Source organism: Reyranella sp., assembly GCF_965279625.1.
In the GTDB taxonomy this organism is placed as follows: Bacteria; Pseudomonadota; Alphaproteobacteria; order Reyranellales; family Reyranellaceae; genus Reyranella.
The window spans coordinates 3,233,700-3,247,804 of sequence record NZ_OZ257251.1 but is presented as its reverse complement, the minus strand read 5'-3'; the positions used below and the strand labels follow the sequence as shown (position 1 = coordinate 3,247,804).

General features: G+C 66.0%; 12 protein-coding genes. 5 read left to right on the top strand and 7 right to left on the bottom strand.

Features of this window, described 5'->3' with window-relative positions; translation table 11 throughout:
* Window positions 1-15: 15 nt before the first annotated feature.
* The 3 genes from ACQY78_RS15720 to ACQY78_RS15710 are packed head-to-tail and all read right to left on the bottom strand — an operon-like array spanning window position 16 to window position 3,241.
* Complete coding sequence (locus ACQY78_RS15720; protein WP_428676576.1) at window positions 16-1,611, bottom strand: ABC transporter substrate-binding protein; 1,596 nt, start codon at window positions 1,609-1,611, stop codon at window positions 16-18.
* A gap of 13 nt (window positions 1,612-1,624) precedes the next feature.
* The gene (locus tag ACQY78_RS15715; RefSeq protein WP_428676574.1) at window positions 1,625-3,037 is read right to left on the bottom strand and encodes an amidase; all 1,413 of its coding nucleotides are present in this window, start codon (window positions 3,035-3,037) and stop codon (window positions 1,625-1,627) included.
* 9 nt (window positions 3,038-3,046) lie between these two features.
* Entirely contained in the window at window positions 3,047-3,241 is a 195-nt protein-coding gene (locus ACQY78_RS15710; protein ID WP_422009059.1) for a hypothetical protein, read from the bottom strand.
* Window positions 3,242-3,391: 150 nt separating this feature from the next.
* On the opposite strand from ACQY78_RS15710, the gene ACQY78_RS15705 reads away from it, so the two are divergent.
* The 5 genes from ACQY78_RS15705 to ACQY78_RS15685 are packed head-to-tail and all read left to right on the top strand — an operon-like array spanning window position 3,392 to window position 8,882.
* The gene (locus tag ACQY78_RS15705) at window positions 3,392-4,996 is read left to right on the top strand and encodes an ABC transporter substrate-binding protein (RefSeq protein ID WP_428676572.1); all 1,605 of its coding nucleotides are present in this window, start codon (window positions 3,392-3,394) and stop codon (window positions 4,994-4,996) included.
* 24 nt (window positions 4,997-5,020) lie between these two features.
* Window positions 5,021-5,974, top strand: a complete 954-nt coding sequence (locus ACQY78_RS15700) for an ABC transporter permease (RefSeq protein ID WP_428676571.1) — start codon at window positions 5,021-5,023, stop codon at window positions 5,972-5,974.
* Window positions 5,975-5,978: 4 nt separating this feature from the next.
* Window positions 5,979-6,887 (top strand): ABC transporter permease, encoded by a 909-nt coding sequence (locus ACQY78_RS15695; protein WP_428676569.1) that lies wholly within the window; start codon window positions 5,979-5,981, stop codon window positions 6,885-6,887.
* Between the two features lies 1 nt (window position 6,888).
* A complete protein-coding gene (locus tag ACQY78_RS15690) occupies window positions 6,889-7,923 on the top strand; it encodes an ABC transporter ATP-binding protein (protein WP_428676567.1) in 1,035 nt (344 codons plus the stop codon).
* Complete coding sequence (locus tag ACQY78_RS15685; RefSeq protein ID WP_428676565.1) at window positions 7,920-8,882, top strand: ABC transporter ATP-binding protein; 963 nt, start codon at window positions 7,920-7,922, stop codon at window positions 8,880-8,882. The genes ACQY78_RS15690 and ACQY78_RS15685 overlap by 4 nt, the downstream gene beginning before the upstream one ends.
* Window positions 8,883-9,009: 127 nt before the next feature.
* On the opposite strand, the gene dnaJ is transcribed toward ACQY78_RS15685, so the two are convergent.
* The 4 genes from dnaJ to ACQY78_RS15665 form a co-directional block, all read right to left on the bottom strand.
* The gene (gene dnaJ / locus ACQY78_RS15680; protein WP_428676563.1) at window positions 9,010-10,128 is read right to left on the bottom strand and encodes a molecular chaperone DnaJ; all 1,119 of its coding nucleotides are present in this window, start codon (window positions 10,126-10,128) and stop codon (window positions 9,010-9,012) included.
* Between the two features lie 86 nt (window positions 10,129-10,214).
* Entirely contained in the window at window positions 10,215-12,152 is a 1,938-nt protein-coding gene (gene dnaK / locus ACQY78_RS15675) for a molecular chaperone DnaK (protein WP_428676561.1), read from the bottom strand.
* Between the two features lie 222 nt (window positions 12,153-12,374).
* A complete protein-coding gene (locus ACQY78_RS15670) occupies window positions 12,375-12,974 on the bottom strand; it encodes a nucleotide exchange factor GrpE (protein WP_428676560.1) in 600 nt (199 codons plus the stop codon).
* Window positions 12,975-13,048: 74 nt separating this feature from the next.
* Window positions 13,049-14,104: a TauD/TfdA family dioxygenase gene (locus ACQY78_RS15665; RefSeq protein WP_428676558.1), complete on the bottom strand. Its 1,056-nt coding sequence runs from the start codon at window positions 14,102-14,104 to the stop codon at window positions 13,049-13,051.
* Window position 14,105: the final 1 nt, after the last annotated feature.

Genomic DNA, 14,105 nt, shown 5'->3' with positions numbered 1-14,105 from the left:
GGGAGGAAATGAGAGTTAAACCCCGATCGTCGTCAGGTCCTGGAACCAGTGCTGGGCCTGGATGTAGGACTTGATCTTCGGCGACAGGGCGTGCGGGTTGGTGTCGTGGACGACCCAGATCAGCACGGCGTCGTCGACCACCTTCTCGTGGACCTTGGCCATGATGGCGTCCTGCTTGGCGGGATCGAACTGCGCCAGCGCCTCGTCGATCAGCTTGTCGACCTCCGGGCTGGCATAGTTGCTCCAGTTCACGCCCACGGGCGCGCCCTGGTTCGAGGCGAAGAAGCGCGTGAAGGCGTAGAGCGGGTCCGACGTCACATAGGCGATGTTGTTGGCGGTGACGTCCTTGTTCATCTCGGCCTTGGCACCGGCGCGCCACGCCGTGTAGAGCGCCTCGAGCTCGACGACCTTGAAGTCGAGGTCGATGTAGACGTCCTTGAACATCTGCTGAATGGCCTCGTTCATCGGCAGCGACAGCATCTGCCCGCTGCCGCCCGAGGCCACGACGAATTTGGTCTTGAGCGGCTGGGCCTTGCTGAAGCCCGCCGCGCTCATGAGCTTGCGTGCCTCGTCGGGCGCGAACTTGATCTCGAAGCTGGGCTTGCCGAACCACGGGCTCGATTTGTCGACCTGGCCGAAGGCGGGCGTGGCGAGGCCGCCCAGCAGCTGGACGATGGCGTTGCGGTCGATGGCGAGGTTGGCGGCCTTGCGCAGGCGGATGTCGGTCCAGGGCGAGCCCGGCAGCATCGAGGGGTGATAGTTCCAGACGTGCGGCGTCACGTTCTGCACGATCTTCATGCCCGCCTTGGTCAGGCGGTCGACCGTGTCGGGCGTCGGCGTCTCGATCAGGTCGACCGAGCCTGAAAGCAAGGCGGCGGTGCGCGTCGCCCCCTCGGGCGCGACCACGAGGATCATGCGATCGGCCTTGGGAATGCGCTTGGGATTCCAGTAAGCCTCGTTCTTGACCAGTTCGGCGCGCTCGCGCGGGACCAGGCGGGCGAGCCTGAACGGGCCGGTGCCCGACGGCTCGGACGCAAACTTGTTCCAGTCCTTGCCGAGCTTCTCGAACTGGGCCGGGCTCGACACCAGAAACCACAGCATCTGGTAGGGGAAGAGCGCATCGACGACCTTGGTCTTCACCTCGACGGTCATGTCGTCGATCTTGCGGTAGCTCGCGACCGACGGCAGGCGCGGCCGGACCTGCGAGGCCTGGCGCTGGTCGAACTGCGGCGCCTTGGTGTCGAACACCTTGTCGAAATTCCAGACCACGGCGTCGGCGTTGAAGGCCGATCCGTCGTGGAACTTCACGCCGTCGCGCAGCTTGAAGACCCACAGCGTCTTGTCGGCGTCATCGACCTTCCACTCGGTGGCGAGGCCGGGGATCAGCTTGCCTGGCCGGTCGGAGATGTCCATTTCCCAGGCGACCAGCGGATCGTAGAGCGTGTAGCCCGTGAACTTGTAAGCGCCGGCGCCGCGGTCGGGCTGGCCGGTGGTTAGTGGCACGTCGGCCATCGAGATGCCGAACCGCACGACCTTTTCCTGCGCGAACGCCGGTATGGGCAGTGCCGCCAACGCGCCGGCGGCGATGAAGGTACGGCGGGACACGTTCATGGCGGGACTCCTGTCAGAGTTTCGGTCGGTGCGAACGCCAAGGCGTGGCGCGTTCATAGGCAGAGCCGGCGGCCAGGACGCTGGCATCGTCGAACGCGCGGCCGGCAAGCTGGAAGGCGAGCGGCAGGCCCTGGGCGTCGAAGCCGCAGCACACCGCAGCGGCAGGCTGCCCTGTGACATTGAAGGGCATGCTGAGCGAGGGCTTGCCGAGGAAGTGGAAGATCTGTGCTGGATCCTCGAACCCTTCCGGCGGACCCCACTGGTTGGCCGTCATCACGAGATCGTAACCGCGCATCGCCTCGCGCGTGTCCTGCTGCAGCTTGCGGCGGAACCGCAGTGCCGAGAGGTACTGCTCGGCCGACAGGAAGGCGCCGAGCTGGAAGCGGCGGCGCGTCGTGTAGCCGAACTTCTCGGGCCGCTCGATCACGTCGCGGCGATGGATGGCGTGCGCCTCGGTGGTGATGATGACGCGGCCGCAGATGTGATAGTCGCGGATGTCGGGGAAAATTACTTCGTCGACCGTGGCGCCGAGATCGCGCATCACGCGCACGGCTTCTTCCATGCCCGCAGCCATGTCGTCCGAGAGCCTGCCCTTGGGCCCCTCATACCAGCTCCGCGCCAGGGCGATGCGCATGCCCTTGATCGGGCGTTGAGCCGCCGCGCCGTAGTCGACCTTGGGCGCGCGCGCCGAGGCCTGGTCGTTGGGATCGTGCCCGGCCAGCACGTCGAGCATCAGTGCGCAGTCCTCGGTCGTCCAGGCCATGGGCCCGGCCGTGTCGAGGCTGAACGAAAGCGGGAAAATTCCGCAGCGGCTCACCAGACCGTAGGTCGGCTTGAGGCCGGCCGTGGCGCAGTAGCCCGCCGGGTTGCGGATCGAGCCGCCGGTGTCGGAGCCCATCGCGCCCATGCAGAGCGCGGCTGCAATCGCCGCACCTGAGCCGCTGGAGGAACCGCCGGGCTGAAGCGCGGTGTTCCACGGATTGCGCACGGGCGGGAACGGCTGGTCCGATGTCATCGCCCCGTTGGCAAATTCGTGCGTGCCCAGCTTGCCGAGGATCACGGCGCCGCCGGCCTTCAGGCGTCGCACCGTCTCGGCGTCGATGGCCGGCACATAGTCGATCTTGAGATGTGAATGGCCGGTCGTCTTGATGCCGGCCGTTTCGTAAATGTCCTTCAGCCCGATCGGGATGCCGTGCATCGGTCCGCGCCGCAGGCCGCCCTTCATTTCCATGTCGGCCTGGCGGGCGGCATTCAGCGCGCTGTCGGCGGTGACGGTGACGTAGCTGGACAGGCTGCGATCGACGGTGGCGATACGCGCCAGGAACGCTTCGGTGAGCGCTGTCGAGGTGAGTTCGCCGCGCGCCATCCGGCGGCCCGCCTCGGCGATGCCCAGTGTGGTGAGATCGCTCGTCGTAAGGTCGGTCATGTAAATCTACTATTCGTCGGCGCGGAAGACTTGCGGCGGTTCGGCGGCCCAGGCCCAGCGCTCGGGGATGCGTTCCATCAGCCCCAGCAGGCCGACATAACCTTTGTGCAGGTGGCCGATATCTTCCTCGGTCAAGGTGAGACCGGTCAGCGCAGCGCGTGCCCGGAATTCCTCGAGCGTTGGCGCCTTGGTCGACGATGTCATGACATTCCTCCGCAACGATTGGTGCATGCAATCGACATGCCGCTTCACGTGTGGCGTGCATTTGTTGCGTTGGCTTGGCGCTTGCATGACGGAACGGACAGCGTCTCGCGTCGGGGTTGCCGACGGGATCGCCGAACCGGGGAGTAGTGAATGTTCAAGCGCCTTCGCGTCGCCATCGCCGGCCTGGGTGTCCTTGCAGCGACTGCTACGCCTGCCCTCTCGCAGGGCACTCTGCGCATCGGCATGACAGCCGCCGACATCCCGCTGACGACGGGCCAGCCCGATCAAGGGTTCGAGGGATTTCGCTTCGCCGGCTACACGATCTATGACGCGCTTGTGAACTGGGACCTGTCGAAGGCCGATACGATCGCCGACATCCGTCCCGGTCTCGCTTTGTCGTGGGCGCCGGTCGAGGGTGAGCCGACCAAGTGGATCTTCAAACTGCGCGAGGGCGTCAAGTTCCACGACGGTTCGGACTTCGATGCCGACGCCGTGATCTGGAACCTCGACAAGGTTCTGAACGACAAGTCGCCGCAGTTCGACAGCAAGCAGCTGGCGCAGGTGCGTGCTCGCATTCCGACTTTGGTCGGATACCGGAAGATCGACAAGAACACGGTCGAGCTCACGACGCGCATCGTCAACTCGCTGTTTCCCTACGACATGTCCTACGTCTTCTATTCGAGCCCGGCGAACTGGGAGAAGCAGGGCAAGGACTGGAACAAGGTTGCCCTCAACCCGTCGGGCACCGGTCCGTTCAAGGTCGACCGCGTGGTGCCGCGCGAGCGTCTGGAGCTCTCGCGCAACGCCGACTACTGGGAAAAGGCGCGCGTGCCGAAGCTCGACAAGGTGATCCTGTTCCCGATGCCGGAGGCGGCGACCCGCACGGCGGCGCTGCTGGCCGGCCAGGTCGACTGGATCGAGGTGCCCGCGCCCGACGCCATTCCGCGCCTCAAGCAGGGCGGCATGACCATCGTCACCAACAAGTATCCGCACAACTGGGCCTACCAGCCCTCCATGGTCGAGGGTTCGCCATGGACCGACATCCGCGTACGCAAGGCGGCCAATCTCGCCATCGATCGCGCCGGCCTCAACAAGCTGCTGGGCGGGCTGATGATCGAGTCGAAGGGCCATGTCTATCCCGGCCATCCGTGGTTCGGCTCGCCCGCCTTCGACATCAAGTACGATCCCGCGGAGGCCAAGAAGCTGCTGGCCGAAGCGGGCTACAGCGCGACCAAGAAGCCCAAGATCAAGATCGCGATCTCGACCTCGGGCTCCGGCCAGATGCTGCCGCTGCCGATGAACGAATACGTGCAGGAGAACCTGAATGCGGTGGGCTTCGACACCTCGTTCGAAGTCATGGAGTGGAACGCGCTGGTGAATTTTTCCTTCCAGCCGGTGACGGGCGAGAACGCCAAGAAGGCCGGCGTCAACGGCATCAACATCAGCCGTGCCACGGTCGATCCCTATTCCGCCTTCACGCGCCTGATGAACAGCAACTTCGTGACGCCGGTCGGTGCCAACTGGGGCGTCCTGAAGGACGAGAAGCTCGATGCCATGATCAACAAGGCGCACACGAGCTTCGACAAGGCCGAGCAGACCAAGGCTCTGTCCGACGTGCACACCTACATCGTCGACCAGGCCTACTGGGTCTGGATCGCGCATGACCTGAACCCGCGCGCGATGAGCCCCAAGGTGAAGGGCTTCGTTCAGGCGCAGAGCTGGTTCCAGGATCTCACCCCCGTCGAACTCAAGTAACGAGAAAGAGAGAGGCGGGCCGCAATGCTCCTCTACGCCCTACGCCGCCTGATTTACCTGGTGCCCGTCGCCTTCGGCGTGTCGCTGCTCGTCTTCGCGCTGGTGCATCTGGCGCCCGGCGATCCGATCTCGGCGATCGTGCCACCTGACGCGCCTAAGGAAGTCGTCGACAAGCTCAAGGAATATTACGGCTTCGACAAGCCGCTGCCGGTTCAGTACCTGCGCTGGCTCGGCGTCACCCTGACGGGCGATCTCGGCACCTCGATCGGCACCGGCCGGTCGGTGGCGTCGGAAGTCGGCAGCGCCTTCGGCAACACCATCATCCTGGCCATCGCCGCCACGCTGTTCGCCTTCAGCCTGGCGGTGATCCTGGGAACCGCCGCCGCCTATGCCAAGTCGCGCATCGTCGACCGGCTGGTGACGATGATCTCGCTGATCGGCGTCAGCGTGCCCCACTTCTGGCTGGCGATCGTGCTGGTCATCATCTTCGCCGTCGAACTGGGCGTGCTGCCGCCCATGGGCATAGGGCCGGAGAACTCGACCGGCTGGACCTTCGATCGCGCCCATCTCGCCCACATGGTGCTGCCGACCATCGCCCTTTCCGTCATTCCGCTTGGCGTCGTTACCCGCACGGTGCGCTCCACCGTCAAGGAAACGCTCAGCATGGAGTTCGTGACGGCGCTGCAGGCCAAGGGAATGCGCGACAGCCGCATCCTGTTCCATGTGCTGAAGAATGCCGCCCCGACCTGCCTCGCCGTCATGGGCCTGCAGGCCGGCAACCTGATCGGCGGCTCGATCCTGATCGAGACGGTGTTCGCCTGGCCGGGCACCGGCTTCCTGCTGAACAGCGCCATCTTCCGCCGCGACCTGCCGATCCTGCAGGGCACGACCCTGGTGCTCGCCGGCTTCTTCATGTTGCTCAACCTGACCGTGGACATCATCCAGACCATGGTCGATCCCCGCATCAAGCGAGGCTGACAAAATGGCCCTGCAAACTCCTTCGCTCGACATCGGTGGCGCCATCCTGGTGAAGCCGACGCCCACCTCCGCCGGCCGCGGCTACTGGCAGTCGGTCGGACGGCGGCTGCGCCGCGACCCGGTCACCCTGGTCTGCGCGGCCATCCTGATCCTGCTGGTGCTGGCGTCGATCGCCGCGCCTTATCTCTATCTGGCGGATCCCTACAAGACCTCGATGCTCCGCCGCCTCTATCCGCTGGGATCGCCGAACCACTGGCTGGGCACCGATGAGCTGGGGCGGGACATGTTCGCCCGACTGATCTACGGCGGCCGTCTGTCGCTGTTCATGGGCGTGACACCCGTGGTGTTCGCTCTGCTGATCGGCGGCAGCCTGGGCATTCTCGCAGGCTTCGTCGGCGGCAAGACCAACATGGCGATCATGCGCGTCATGGACGTCTTCTATGCCTTCCCCTCGGTGCTGCTCGCGATCTCGCTCTCGGGTGCGATGGGCGCCGGCACGGAGAACACGCTGCTGTCGCTCACCCTGGTGTTCATCCCGCCGATCTGCCGTGTCTCGGAAAGCGTCACCACCCAGGTGCGCGGCTTCGACTTCGTCGATGCGGCCAAGGCCAGCGGCGCCTCGGCCTTCACCATCGTGCGCGTCCATGTGCTGGGCAACGTTCTGGGACCGATCCTGGTCTATGCGACGTCGCTGATCAGCGTCGCGATCATCCTGGCGGCGGGCCTCAGCTTCCTCGGCCTCGGCGTGAAGCCGCCGGAACCCGAATGGGGCCTGATGCTGAACACGCTGCGCCAGGCGATCTACGTCAATCCGGTCCTCGCGGCCCTGCCGGGCGTGATGATCTTCATCACCTCGATCTGCTTCAACCTGATGAGCGATGGCCTGCGCGCGGCCATGGACGTGAAGGCCTGACATGGACACGCTGCTTCCCATCCAGGATCGCGGTGGACCGGCCCAGCCGCTCTTGCTGGCGACCGGCCTGCGCAAGCATTTCCCGATCCCCGGCGGCCTGCTCGGCCGCACCACCAAGGTCGTCCGCGCCGTCGACGACCTCACCCTCTCGGTCGCGAAGGGCGAGACTTTGGGCGTCGTGGGTGAATCGGGCTGCGGCAAGTCGACGGTCGCGCGGCTGCTCATCCGCCTGATCAAGCCGGACAAGGGCACGATGGTGCTGGACGGCGATCCGGTCGACGAGCCGCATGGCATCACGGTGAACGAGCTGCGCCGCCAGGTGCAGATGGTGTTCCAGGATTCCTACGCCTCGCTCAATCCGCGTCTCACCATCGCCGAGACGCTGGCCTTCGCGCCGCGCGCGCATGGCCTGCCCGCCGCCGAAGCGCGCGAGAGGGTGCGCGACCTGCTGAGCAAGGTCGGGCTCGATCCGGTGAACTACGCCACGCGCTATCCGCACGAACTGTCGGGCGGCCAGCGCCAGAGGGTGAACATCGCGCGGGCGCTCGCGCTCAGGCCTCGGCTGATCATCCTCGACGAGGCGGTGTCGGCGCTCGACAAGTCGGTCGAGGCGCAGGTACTGAACATGCTGGTCGACCTCAAGACGGAGCTCGACCTCACCTACGTCTTCATCAGCCACGATCTCAACGTCGTGCAGTATCTCAGCGATCGCGTGCTGGTCATGTATCTCGGCAAGATCGTCGAGCTGGGTCCGGTCGAGGCGATCTACGGCAATCCGCAGCATCCCTATACACGGGCGCTCCTCTCGGCCCGGCCGTCGATGGACCCGCGCAAGCGGACCCACGAGGCGCCGATCCAGGGCGACCCGCCCAATCCCATCGATCCGCCCTCGGGCTGCCGCTTCCGCACGCGCTGCCCCTTTGCCGAAGACGTCTGCGCGCGCGCCGAGCCGCTGCTGGCCGATACCGGACACCAGGCCGTGGCCTGCCACATGCGCGTGGCGGGCTCGGGCCATTCAAAGGCGATGGCTGCATGACCAACCTGCTGCAGGTCCGCGACCTCCACGTCACTTTCGTCACGCCCGACCGAACGGTGCATGCCGTCAACGGCGTCAGCTTCGACCTCGCGCGCGGCGAGACGCTTGGAATCCTGGGCGAATCCGGCTCGGGCAAGAGCGTCACCCTGCGCTCGATCCTGCGGCTGCACCCCGAGCATCGCACGCGCTGGTCCGGCAGCATCAAGCTTCAGGGCGACGAGGTCCTGGAGATGGAGCCCAGGGCCCTGTCCGATCTGCGCGGCCAGCGGGTCTCGATGATCTTCCAGGAGCCGGCGACCGCGTTCGATCCGGTCTTCACCATCGGCCAACAGATCGCCGAGACGGTGCGCCGTCACACCGGCAAGAGCGAGGCCGAGGCCATGAAGCGCGCCAAGGATCTGCTGGAGATGGTGCGGATTCCCTCGCCGGCGCAGCGTCTGAAAGCCTATCCGCACGAGATGTCGGGCGGCATGCGCCAGCGCGCCATGATCGCGCTCGCGCTGTCGTGCAATCCGACCCTGCTGCTGGCCGACGAGCCGACCACGGCGCTCGATGCCACGGTGCAGATCCAGGTGCTGCTGCTGATCCGCGAGCTGCAACGCGAGTTCAACCTCGGCGTCATTTTCGTCACCCACGATATCGGCGTGGCCGTCGAAGTGTCCGACCGCATCGGCGTCATGTATGCCGGCAAGCTCGTCGAGATGGCGCCCGTCGAGCGCATGGTCGACGCGCCGCAGCATCCCTACAGCCGCGGCCTGCTGGCCTCGACCGTGCACGACGGCATGCGTGGCCAGCGCCTCGAATCCATCCCGGGCGCGCCGCCCGATCTCGCGGCCGTGCCGGACGGCTGCAGCTTCGCGCCGCGCTGCAAGTTCGTCCGTCCCGACTGCACGGCCTCGATTCCGGCGCTGCGCGAGGTCGAGACCGCGCACGCAGTGCGCTGCGTCCTCGCGGCGTAGCATCTCACCAATGACCTCATCCTGAGGAGCCGTGCGACGCTCGGCGTCTCGAAGGATGAGGTGAATGTGTCGAAATGAGACCAAAAGGCTCTAGCGGTTAGATCCGTGAGCCTGGAGATCGGCGGCCTCAGCCGCCGAACATTTCCTTTACCTTGCTGAAGAAGCCCTCGGATTCGGGGCTGGTCTTGCCGGCCTTCTCGAATTCCTTGAGCAGTTCCTTCTGCTTGGACGTGAGGTTGGTCGGCGTCTCGACGTTGATCTCGATGTACATGTCGCCATGCTGGCTGGACCGTACGATCGGCATGCCCTTGCCGCGCATGCGGAACTGATGGCCGCCCTGTGCGCCGGCGGGAATGTTGATGCGGGCCATCTTGCCGTCGAGAGTCGGCACCTCGATGTTGCCGCCCAGGGTGGCCTGGACCATCGAGATGGGCACGCGGCAGTGGACGTCGGGTCCTTCGCGCTCGAACAACTGGTGCCGGCGAACCGACAGGAAGACATAGAGGTCGCCGGCCGGGCCTCCGCGCGCACCCGCCTCGCCCTCGCCGCTCAGGCGGATACGCGTGCCGTCCTCGACGCCGGCCGGAATGTTGACCTTCAGCGTCTTCTCGCGGCGCACGCGGCCCTGGCCGCCGCAGTTCTTGCAAGGCTTGTCGATCACCTGTCCGGCGCCGTGACAGGTGTGACAGGCGCGCTCGACGGTGAAGAAGCCCTGCTGGGCGCGGATGCGGCCACGGCCCTGGCAGGTCGGGCATTGCTGCGGCTTGGAGCCGGCCTCGGCACCGCTGCCATGGCAGACCTCGCAGGAAACCGAACTCGGCACGCGCACCGTGGCTTCGGTGCCGGCATAGGCCTGTTCCAGCGTGATCTCGAGATTGAAGCGCAGGTCCTGGCCGCGCATGTCGGCGCGTCCGCGTCCGCGCGCACCGTTCGCGCCGAACATCTCCTCGAAGATGTCGCCGAAGACCGAGCCGAAGTCGAAGCCCTGGCCGCCTTGGAACGGACCGCCCGGTCCCGTGCCGCCCTCGAACGCGGCCGCGCCGTAGCGGTCATAGGCGGCACGCTTCTCCGGATCCTTCAGGATGTCGTAGGCGTGGCTGATTTCCTTGAACTTCCGTTCCGCTTCCTTGTCGCCGGGATTGCGGTCCGGATGGTGCTGCATCGCGAGCTTGCGGTACGCCTTCTTGATGTCGTCGGCGGCGCTCGTCCGGCTCACCCCGAGCAGCTCGTAAAAGTCTTGCGACATAACGCTCTACGCAGCCCCCACTTGCCCCTTACAGGTCGGCCTCCCGCTCGCGCGGGAGGCCGTCTCGTTCCGCCGGGAGTCCCTGATCAGGATCCCGTCTTCTTGTTCTTGTCGGTGACATCCTCGAACTCCGCGTCGACGACTTTCTCGCCCTTCGCGTCGGACGCGCCGCCACCCGCTCCGCCGGCCGTCCCCGCGGCGCCCGCCTGGGCTTCGGCCTGCTGGGCCTTGTACATCGCCTCGCCGAGCTTCATCGCGGCCTGGGTCAGGTCGTTGGTCTTGCCCTTGATGGCCTCGACATCCTCGCCCGCGAGAGCCGTCTTCAGCCCTTCGAGCGCACCCTCGATCTCGGCCTTCTCGGTGGGGCTCACCTTGTCGCCGTACTCCGCCAGGTGCTTGTCGGTCGAGTGAACCAGCGCCTCGCCCTGGTTGCGGGCGTCGATCAGCTCGCGCTTCTTCTTGTCTTCCTCGGCATGCAGCTCGGCGTCCTTCACCATCTTCTGGATGTCGGCCTCACTAAGGCCGCCCGAAGCCTGGATGCGGATCTGCTGCTCCTTGCCGGTGGCCTTGTCCTTGGCCGAGACCTGCACGATGCCGTTGGCGTCGATATCGAACGTGACCTCGACCTGCGGCACGCCGCGCGGTGCCGGCGGGATACCGACCAGATCGAACTGACCCAGCATCTTGTTCTGGGCGGCGATCTCGCGCTCGCCCTGGAAGACACGAATGGTCACCGCGGTCTGGTTGTCGTCGGCCGTCGAGAAGGTCTGGCTCTTCTTGGTCGGAATCGTCGTGTTGCGCTCGATGAGGCGCGTGAACACGCCGCCCAGCGTCTCGATGCCGAGCGACAGCGGCGTCACGTCGAGCAGCAGGACGTCCTTGACCTCGCCCTTCAGCACGGCCGCCTGGACCGCTGCGCCGACCGCGACGACTTCGTCGGGATTGACGTTGCGAGCCGGCTCCTTGCCGAAGAACTGCTTCACGACCTCGATGACCTTCGGCATGCGCGTCATGCCGCCGACCAGGATGACCTCGTCGATCTGACCGGCCTGCAGGCCAGCATCCTTGAGCGCCGCCTTGCAGGGCTCAAGCGTCCGCTGCACCAGGTCGTCCACCAGCGACTCGAGCTTGGCGCGCGAGAGCTTGATCACGAGATGCTTCGGGCCCGATGCGTCGGCCGTGATGAACGGCAGGTTGATCTCGGTCTCCTTGGAATTGGAGAGCTCGATCTTGGCCTTCTCGGCGGCTTCCTTGAGACGCTGCAGGGCGAGCTTGTCGTTGCGCAGGTCGATGCCCTGCTCTTTTTTGAATTCGTCAGCCAGGTAGCTGATGATGCGCTGGTCGAAGTCCTCGCCGCCCAGGAAGGTGTCGCCGTTGGTCGCCTTGACCTCGAACACGCCGTCGCCGATCTCGAGGATGGACACGTCGAACGTGCCGCCGCCCAAGTCATAGACCGCGATCGTGCCGGACTTGCGCTTGTCCATGCCGTAGGCGAGCGCCGCAGCCGTCGGCTCGTTGATGATACGCAGCACTTCGAGACCCGCGATGCGGCCGGCATCCTTGGTGGCCTGGCGCTGGGCGTCGTTGAAGTAGGCCGGAACGGTGATGACCGCCTGCTCGACCTTCTCGCCGAGATAGGCCTCGGCCGTCTCCTTCATCTTGCCGAGAATGAAGGCCGAGATCTGGCTCGGGCTGTACTGCTCGCCGTTCACGTCGACCCAGGCATCGCCACTCGGCGCCTTGTCGATCTTGAAGGGGACGAGCGTCTTCTCCTTGGCGACCATGGGGTCGTCGAAGCGGCGCCCGATCAGGCGCTTGACCGAATAGAGGGTCTTCAGCGGATTGGTGACGGCCTGCCGCTTGGCGGCCTGTCCGACCAGACGCTCGCCGCCATCCGTGAAGGCGACCATGGAAGGCGTCGTGCGCGCGCCTTCGGAATTCTCAATGACCTTGGTGTCGCCGCCTTCCATGACCGCGACGCACGAATTGGTCGTACCCAAGTCGATGCCAATGACTTTCGCCATGATTTCTACTCTCTTCCCTCGGCAAGCCGTTCCGGACCCAAAGGCGCCCGATCGGCCCCCGTACTGTGGTTACCTGCCGGAAAAACCGGGTCAGGACAGGGGCTATATAGGTCCTGTCCGCCTGCCTGCAATGGACTTGAGGACCAAAATCTCCGCTGGAATGTGCCGTTCGGCACACTACCGGGCGGACTCATGGGGGCGACCGGCAAGGCCGGCCACTTCCTAATTTGCGTTGGCCGGCGCGCTGGCGGCGGGGCCGCCCTTGGACACCGCGACCATCGCCGCCCGCAGCAGACGCCCGGCGATCAGGTATCCGGGGATCAGCTCCTGGACCACGGTGCCGTTCGGGACGTCGGCATTCTCGACCTCCATCATGGCCTGATGGAATTCCGCGTTGAACGGCTTGCCGAGACTCTCGATGCGGGTGACGCCGTGCCGCTCCAGTACGGACTGCAGCTCGCGATCGGTCGCCTGGATGCCGACGATCACGTTGCGCAGCGCCGGATCGAGGGAATCGACGTTCGCCGGCAGGGCCGACAGGGCGCGGCCGAAATTGTCGGCCACCGAAAGCACGTCGCGGGCAAAGCGCTCGACACCGAACTTGCGCTCCTTCTCGACATCCTGCTGGGCCCGGCGGCGCACGTTCTGCGCCTCGGCCAGGGCCCGGAGCTGCTTGTCCTGAAGATCGGCCTTTTCGGCCTGGAGCTGCTCGACGAGACGCTGCCACTCGGCGGCGGTTTCCGGCCGGGGCGGAATGTCGAGATTGTCCGGGTCGACCGGCATATCCGCCGGGGCGCCGCCCGCGGTTGGATCGCTGGCCATAGGGTGTCCCCTTTGTGAGTTGTTTGCTTGAAGCGGCCTTCACTTAGGGACGAGGCCGCTCCGGGTCAACTGGCTCAGGCGGCCTGCAGGGGCGCCTGCAGCCTGGTGCCGCGCACGATGATGCCGCCGCGGTCGCCGATGGTGACCTGTCCGTAGCGCTGGGCGAAGATCTCGGGCAGCGGCCGGGCCCCCTCGGCGGCCAGCCACAGGCGCAGCAGGTGACGGCGACGCTCCGGTTCGGGCCAGTCATCGAAGCCGGTGCGGTCGTGCAGCATCGTGTGGTTGTGAACCAGCTGCACGTCGCCCGGCTTGAATTCCATGAAGGTGTTCAGCGCCGGGTCGTTGGCCAGCGAGTCGAACATGTCGAGCGCCTCGATCAGTTCCGGCGTGTGCCGCGGCGCCTCGGGGAAGCGTTGGGCGCTGTCGATGTACTGGCGCTGGTAGATCGCGGTCAGGTAGCCCTGGTGCCAGTTGAAGACCGGAATCTCGAAGAAGGGCTTCTGCCCCTCCGGTACCTCGCCGCGTCGGTCGGTGGCGATTGGCTGGAACAGCAGCTTCAGCAGGTCGGGCCGGCGGCGGCGCATCTCGTTGAAGATCGTGGTCGAGCTCACCAGCGCCGACAGGCCGCCCGACCGGGCGGTCTTGAGGCAGAGCAGCCCGACGATGTCGCAGGAATCGGTGTGGTAGGTCTGCCGCTCGTGCGTCTGGTAGATGCGCACGTTGGGGTCGTTCACGTCGAGCCCGAGATCCTGCACGTGGCCCAGGACGTGGCCCTTGCCGTTCTGTGAGCGGGCGCTGCCGAGATGGGCGCCCAGCCCGAAGAAGGCCGTCGCCGATTCGCGGATCGACCAGCGGTCGACCGGCAAGCCCCGCAGCAGCAGGAAGCCGCGGCCGTTCAGTACCTCTTCGCCCACGCGTGAGCGGAGCTTCGCCCCGAGCGTCGGCAGCGGGAAATCCTTCGGCTTCAGCACGGCGATATCGGCGTCGCGCGCGACCAGCGCCTGGGTCGCGGCCTCGACCTCGGCCACTTCAGCGGCCGACAGCGGCATCATCCAGTCGTCGCGCCTGGCGATCTCGGGTCCATACCAGGCGGCGGCGCCGGTCTGCTCCGGCGGGAGTTCGTACGACATG

Coding starts and splice junctions, on each gene's coding strand:
- ACQY78_RS15665 (WP_428676558.1), bottom strand. CDS start 14,104: ATGTCGTACGAACTCCCGCCGGAGCAGACCGGCGCCGCCGCCTGGTAT.
- ACQY78_RS15700 (WP_428676571.1), top strand. CDS start 5,021: ATGCTCCTCTACGCCCTACGCCGCCTGATTTACCTGGTGCCCGTCGCC.
- ACQY78_RS15685 (WP_428676565.1), top strand. CDS start 7,920: ATGACCAACCTGCTGCAGGTCCGCGACCTCCACGTCACTTTCGTCACG.
- ACQY78_RS15705 (WP_428676572.1), top strand. CDS start 3,392: ATGTTCAAGCGCCTTCGCGTCGCCATCGCCGGCCTGGGTGTCCTTGCA.
- dnaK (WP_428676561.1), bottom strand. CDS start 12,152: ATGGCGAAAGTCATTGGCATCGACTTGGGTACGACCAATTCGTGCGTC.
- ACQY78_RS15710 (WP_422009059.1), bottom strand. CDS start 3,241: ATGACATCGTCGACCAAGGCGCCAACGCTCGAGGAATTCCGGGCACGC.
- ACQY78_RS15715 (WP_428676574.1), bottom strand. CDS start 3,037: ATGACCGACCTTACGACGAGCGATCTCACCACACTGGGCATCGCCGAG.
- ACQY78_RS15695 (WP_428676569.1), top strand. CDS start 5,979: ATGGCCCTGCAAACTCCTTCGCTCGACATCGGTGGCGCCATCCTGGTG.
- dnaJ (WP_428676563.1), bottom strand. CDS start 10,128: ATGTCGCAAGACTTTTACGAGCTGCTCGGGGTGAGCCGGACGAGCGCC.
- ACQY78_RS15670 (WP_428676560.1), bottom strand. CDS start 12,974: ATGGCCAGCGATCCAACCGCGGGCGGCGCCCCGGCGGATATGCCGGTC.
- ACQY78_RS15720 (WP_428676576.1), bottom strand. CDS start 1,611: ATGAACGTGTCCCGCCGTACCTTCATCGCCGCCGGCGCGTTGGCGGCA.
- ACQY78_RS15690 (WP_428676567.1), top strand. CDS start 6,889: ATGGACACGCTGCTTCCCATCCAGGATCGCGGTGGACCGGCCCAGCCG.